The 5,126-nt window shown below is 71.2% G+C and carries 5 protein-coding genes; 2 read left to right on the top strand and 3 right to left on the bottom strand.

Features of this window, described 5'->3' with window-relative positions; translation table 11 throughout:
• Together VF794_RS30915 and VF794_RS30910 are read right to left on the bottom strand one after the other, a co-directional pair.
• Window positions 1-967, bottom strand: a 967-nt coding sequence (locus VF794_RS30915; RefSeq protein ID WP_331116662.1) for an ABC transporter substrate-binding protein, incomplete at its 3' end; no start/stop codon positions are given.
• Between the two features lie 104 nt (window positions 968-1,071).
• Window positions 1,072-2,088 carry a lysylphosphatidylglycerol synthase transmembrane domain-containing protein gene (locus tag VF794_RS30910; protein ID WP_331116660.1) on the bottom strand — a complete coding sequence of 339 codons (1,017 nt, stop codon included), beginning with the start codon at window positions 2,086-2,088 and terminating at the stop codon, window positions 1,072-1,074.
• A gap of 318 nt (window positions 2,089-2,406) precedes the next feature.
• On the opposite strand from VF794_RS30910, the gene VF794_RS30905 reads away from it, so the two are divergent.
• A complete protein-coding gene (locus tag VF794_RS30905) occupies window positions 2,407-2,901 on the top strand; it encodes a hypothetical protein (RefSeq protein ID WP_331116658.1) in 495 nt (164 codons plus the stop codon).
• Between the two features lie 7 nt (window positions 2,902-2,908).
• Here the strand turns inward: VF794_RS30905 and VF794_RS30900 are convergent, their stop codons facing one another.
• Window positions 2,909-3,730 (bottom strand): aldo/keto reductase, encoded by an 822-nt coding sequence (locus VF794_RS30900; RefSeq protein ID WP_331116656.1) that lies wholly within the window; start codon window positions 3,728-3,730, stop codon window positions 2,909-2,911.
• Window positions 3,731-3,817: 87 nt separating this feature from the next.
• Here VF794_RS30900 and VF794_RS30895 point away from each other — a divergent pair, with 87 nt between their 5' ends.
• On the top strand, window positions 3,818-4,936 hold the full coding sequence (locus VF794_RS30895; protein WP_331116654.1) for an LA_2272 family surface repeat-containing protein: 1,119 nt from the start codon (window positions 3,818-3,820) through the stop codon (window positions 4,934-4,936).
• The last annotated feature ends 190 nt before the right edge of the window (window positions 4,937-5,126 follow it).

The following is a 5,126-nucleotide window of genomic DNA, read 5'->3' as shown; positions in this document are numbered from 1 at the left end:
AGCGCAGCGGCAGGGGACCGAAGACGCGCGTCACCGCCAGCACCACGCCCACCGCCACCGCCAGCGCCATGGCCAGCAGCGACACCCCCAGCGTCATCAGCGCCCCGCGCGCGAACAGCGCCAGCGTGGCCGGGTAGCGCTCCCGCACCCGGTCGAGGAACGGAGGCACCTTGCCCACCGCGGCCCGCCACGCCTCGTACTGCTCCGGCACCCCACGTGGGCTCGGGTCTGGATCCCCCAGCAACGCCGCCGTCTCGGGATTCCACAGGCCCCAGCGCTCGTAGATGGCTCGCAGCGTGCCCTCGCGCGCCAGCTCCACCAGGGCCGCGTCGATGGCCTCGCGCAGCGAGTCCTCGTCCCGCCGCACCGCCACCGCATAGCGCACGCTGCCGAAGGTGCCCGGCACCACCTCCAGCTCCGGCTCGATGGCGCCGTAGTACCGGGTGATGGGCTCGTCCAGCAGCACCGCGTCCGTGCGGCCCAGCTTCAGGTCCGCGAAGATCTCATCCTGTCCGCCCTCGTACGTCCTCACGCTCGCGTCCGCGCGGCGCAGGATGCGCTCGGCCAGCGAGCCGGGGAGGGTGCCCACGGGACGGCCCTTCGTCTGGGCGAGGGTGTGGGGGGCCTGGGCATCTCCTCGTCGGACGGTGAGCCGCTCGGCGGCGGCGTAGTAGGGGCGCGAGAGGTCGCAGACGCGCCGCTTCTCCGTGGCCACTTCGATGCCATTGAGCGCCACGTCGAAGTCGCCGCGCGCCAGCAGCTCCAGCAGCGAATCCCACGGGCCGAGCACCGGCCGGGCTCTCACACCGAGCTTCGCGGCGAGGGCCTCGGCCAGGTCCACCTCGAAGCCGATGAGCCGATTGGGCTCCATCGGGTCCTGGAAGACGTAGGGGGCACCGCCTTGCGCGTCGGCCCCCCAGAGCAACTCTCCGCGCGCCTTCACCGCCGCGAGTCCTTGGGGCTCCACGGACGGTGGCTCCCGCGCGAACGTTGGCAGGCACACGAGGACGAGACCGACGAACAGGGCGCGGGTCAGGGGGGGGCCCTCCCAGTCGACAAGAGGCGCCGACTCTATCCCCTTTTCGGAGAGCCCGTCTTCCACATCAGGGGCGTGAGCGAGCCCACCAGCACGAACAGCACTTGCATGGCGTGCGCGATCAGCGCGATGGACATGGCCTTGGCCGTGGTGGTGCCGAGGGCCCCCGCCGACAACGCGAAGGCGCCGTCACTCACGCCGAACTGACCGGGCACCAGCGCGCCCACCGCCAGCGCCACCAGGTTGAGCCCCTGCGCGAAGAGGGCCCGCACCACCGTCGTGTCGATGCCCACCGCCACCGCGAGCACGCCGTACTGCGCCACCTGGAGCACCCGGCCCAGGAGGATGGCGAGGATGGGACGCGCGGGCAGCAGCGCGCAGCCCCGCGCCGACTCCTGGAAGGTCTCCGTGTGTGGGGCGAGGCGGTGGACACGACGATTGAGCCACCCGCCCAACCTCCTCGCCCGCATGCCACACCGCAACCCCGCGCCCACGAGCACCAGCAGCACCGTGTGGACGATGAGCGCCAGCGTCACCCACGAGGGCCCCGTCAGCAGGTACGCCGCCAGCGCGCACGGCAGGGAGATGAGGCCACCCGCCACCAGCGAGGCCGCCTGCGAGGTGGCCGCCGCCGCCGCCGCCGTCGCCGCTCCCGTGTAGGGGCTGAGCAGCGCCGCCTTCAGCGCCTCGCCCGCGGTCCGTCCCGCCGGCGCCAGGCTCGACACCACCGTGCTGATGAGCTGCGCGCGAATCGTCGAGGGCAAGGGCACTTCACGCGACCGGCTGCCGTAGGCCACCCACGTGCCCACCGCGTCCAGGACCAGCCGTGCCGCCTCGAGCGCGAGCACCAGGGGCAGCCAGGGCGCCGCTCGCGACAACACCGCCAGCAGCTCCCGCGTGCCCACGTCCCGGATGAGCAGGGCGAGCACGACGACTCCCGCCAGCACGAACGCCGGGCGCAGCACCGCCAGCACACGCGCGCGCACGGGCTTGCGCGGAGCGGAGGCCGGGAGGCTCAAGTCCAGGCTCATCTCCTGCCGCTCGCCACTCACCGTGCACGCTCCTTGGCCAGCCGTGACAGCACCGGATACCGGGAAGGTGCGCAGTGCCCCAGCACATGGCGAGCATTCCCTGGCCCTGCTCGGTTGCTGGTCTGTCGGGGAGGAGGCGCCCACGTTCGCGACCCGACAGCGAACCTGTCCTCGGGAACGGGTTGCCCTCCGGTCCGTGAGGGGCTCGGTCCCCTCGCCTTGCCCGACCCCACGCGTCGCCCCACCTCTTCCGGGAACGTGATAGGGGCTCGCGTTCTGCCCGAGGTTGGTCCCCGGGAGGGATGGCGGGCCCGACGTGGCCCGAGGAGATGGACGGCGATGCTGAAGACCGAGATGAACGAGTGGGCCCTCAAGGCAATCCAGCTTGAGACGGCGCTGATGGCCCTGGACGAGGCCGGGCTGCCGGCGGACATGAAGGGCCTGCAGGAGAAGGCCGAGTCGGGCCTGAGGGACCTGCTCAAGGGCTGGCTGGCGCGCAAGCCCAAGGGCGCCGAGCGCAAGTGGAAGGTGGAGGAGAAGGCGGGCGGCAAGCCGGAGGACGAGGAACTCGTCGAGGTGACCTCCCACCTGAAGGAGGAGGAGCTGGAGTGGACCGTGTACCGGGCCACCAGCGACAAGGGCGAGACGGTGGAGACGATCGTCGCGGAGGACCGGGCGTGGATCGCCGCGGGCGACGAGTACTACATGGGCCAGTGGGACGAGGACGAGAAGATCATCGACGTGGGCCGTGACGACGAGGAGGGCGAGCTGGGCACCGGCCTCGTCTTCAACCTCACGGGCGAGCTCGTCTACGAGTCCATGCTGGAGGACTGAGCCGCCACTACAGGCCGAGGTACTCCACCATGCGGGCGCGGGTCTTGGCGTCGGGCAGGCGGCCGGTGCCCGCACGGAGGTTGTCCTCGAGGTGGCGCGGTTTGCTCGTGGCGGGGATGGGGCACGTCACCGCCGGGTGCCCCAGGATGTATTTGAGGAAGAAGCCCGCCCAGCTCGTGCAGTCGAAGTCTGCGGCCCACGGGGGCAGCGACTTGCCCTTCACCCGGCGGAAGAGGTCCCCGCTCTCGAAGGGCCGCATCACCAGCACCGCGGTGCCATGCTCGGCGGCCGCGGGCAGCAGCCGCTGCTCCGCGTCGCGCAGGGCGATGGAGTAGGGCAGCTGCACGAAGTCCAGGGACTCCTCGCGGATGAGCTTCTCCAGCTCGTCGAAGGCGCCGCGCTGGTAGTGGGTGATGCCGAGGTAGCGGATGCGCCCGGCGGTCTTCCACTCGCGCAGCACGGGCAGGTGGGTGCGCCAGTCCACGAGGTTGTGCACCTGCATCAGGTCGAGCTGCCCGTGGCCCATCTTGCGCATCGACTCGCGCATCTGCTCCAGGCCGGCCTCGCGGCCGCTGGTCCACACCTTGGTGGCCAGGAAGGGCGTGCGCTCCTGGCCGAGCTCGCGGAGCAGGTCTCCCACCACCGTCTCCGCGCGGCCGTACATGGGCGAGGAGTCGATGACCCGGGCGCCCGCCGCGAGGAAGCGCTTCAGCACCTCCTTCTGGTCCTTGCGCTCGGCGGGGGAGGGCCCCACGTCGAACGTCTGCCAGGTGCCGAGCCCGATGACGGGCAGCTTCTCGCCACTCTTCGGAATGGTGCGCGTCAGCATGCCCGGAAGAATACCGGTGACAGATTCGCGGGGCGCGGGTGTTCCAGTCGCCGAAAGCTTTTTTCCAGTGACGGGAAGAGGTTCGCGATGAAGCGTGATGTCTCGGTGTGGGCAGGTGTGCTGGCGGCGGTGGTGTCGGTCTCCGCGGGCGCCGAGGAGCCGGCACCCCCGCGGCAGGACGTGTCGGCGGAGGTGCACAGGCCCTTCAACTTCTCCCTGCTGCCGGGCATCGGCACCAACGGGTTCTCCAGTGGCAATGTGGTGAACAATCTCTCCCTCGGTGTGTTCGCCACCCACGCGGGGCGGGTGGATGGACTGGCCGCGGCCATGGTCGGCAACTGGGTGGACGGGGAGCTGCGCGGCCTCGGGATGGCGATGGGCGCCAACTACGCCGGGCAGGTGCGGGGCATGCAATTCGCGCTGGGCGGCAACGTGGCCGGGGGCTCGATGCGCGGCTGGCAGACGGCGGTGGGCGTCAACGTCGCCTCGGGGGAGCTGGTGGGCGCGCAGGTGGCCGTCGGCCTCAACATCGCGGCGGGCCCGTCGCGCGGCCTTCAGGCCTCCTCGGGCATCAACATCGCGCGCCACCTCGAGGGCGGCCAGCTCTCCCTGCTCAACGTGGGCGGTGAGGTGAGCGGCGCGCAGGTGGGCCTCATCAACGTGGCGCGGCGGATGAAGGGCCTCCAGCTGGGCCTCATCAACGTGGCCCGCGAGGCGGAGGGCGCCAACCTTGGCCTGCTGAACTTCGTGGGCAATGGCCAGCACCACGTGCAGGTGTGGGCCAGCGACCTGTCCATGACGAACGTGGCGCTGAAGTTTGGCGGCAAGTACTTCCACACCCTGTTCACGGTGGGCCTGCGGCCCGGCCGCGAGGGCCAGCGGCGTTGGTGGGCGGCGGGAATGGGTTTCGGGGCCCACATCCCCTTCGGCCCCCTCTTCCTGGACCTGGATGCCCTCGCCAGCTCCCTGCATGAGGGCCGGCTCATCAGCCCCAGCGGCAACCTCCTGGGCCAGCTCCGGCTGCTGGGCGGCTGGCAGCCCTTCTCCCACTTCGCCGTCTTCGGCGGGGTGACGGTCAATAGCCTCGTCAACTTCCACGGCGAGGAGCCGAGGGGAATGGACCGCTGGGGACAGGGCTTCGTCTACAGCGAGGACGCCGTGAGGGTGCGGACGTGGCCGGGCCTCGTGGCGGGCGTGCAGCTCTGAGTCGAGCACCCCAGGGCCCGGCGCCTCGTTCCCCCTCCGAGCGGATTCCGGGGAGGGGGGTGGTCCGCGGCGGGAGTGTCACTAGGTTTCAGATGCGTGCCCGGCACGGGACAACGAGTGGGTGTCCGGTGCGGGACGGGGTGGGTACCGGTTGGTGGGTGTGGGGTAGGTGAGCCCGTGCTGGACGCGC

Source organism: Archangium sp., from assembly GCF_036389735.1.
Classification (GTDB): Bacteria; Myxococcota; Myxococcia; order Myxococcales; family Myxococcaceae; genus Archangium.
This window is presented reverse-complemented; position numbering and strand designations above follow the sequence as displayed.

Excerpts from the sequence above, each read along its gene's own strand:
- VF794_RS30905 (WP_331116658.1), top strand. The coding sequence starts at position 2,407 with ATGCTGAAGACCGAGATGAACGAGTGGGCCCTCAAGGCAATCCAGCTT.
- VF794_RS30900 (WP_331116656.1), bottom strand. The coding sequence starts at position 3,730 with ATGCTGACGCGCACCATTCCGAAGAGTGGCGAGAAGCTGCCCGTCATC.
- VF794_RS30895 (WP_331116654.1), top strand. The coding sequence starts at position 3,818 with ATGAAGCGTGATGTCTCGGTGTGGGCAGGTGTGCTGGCGGCGGTGGTG.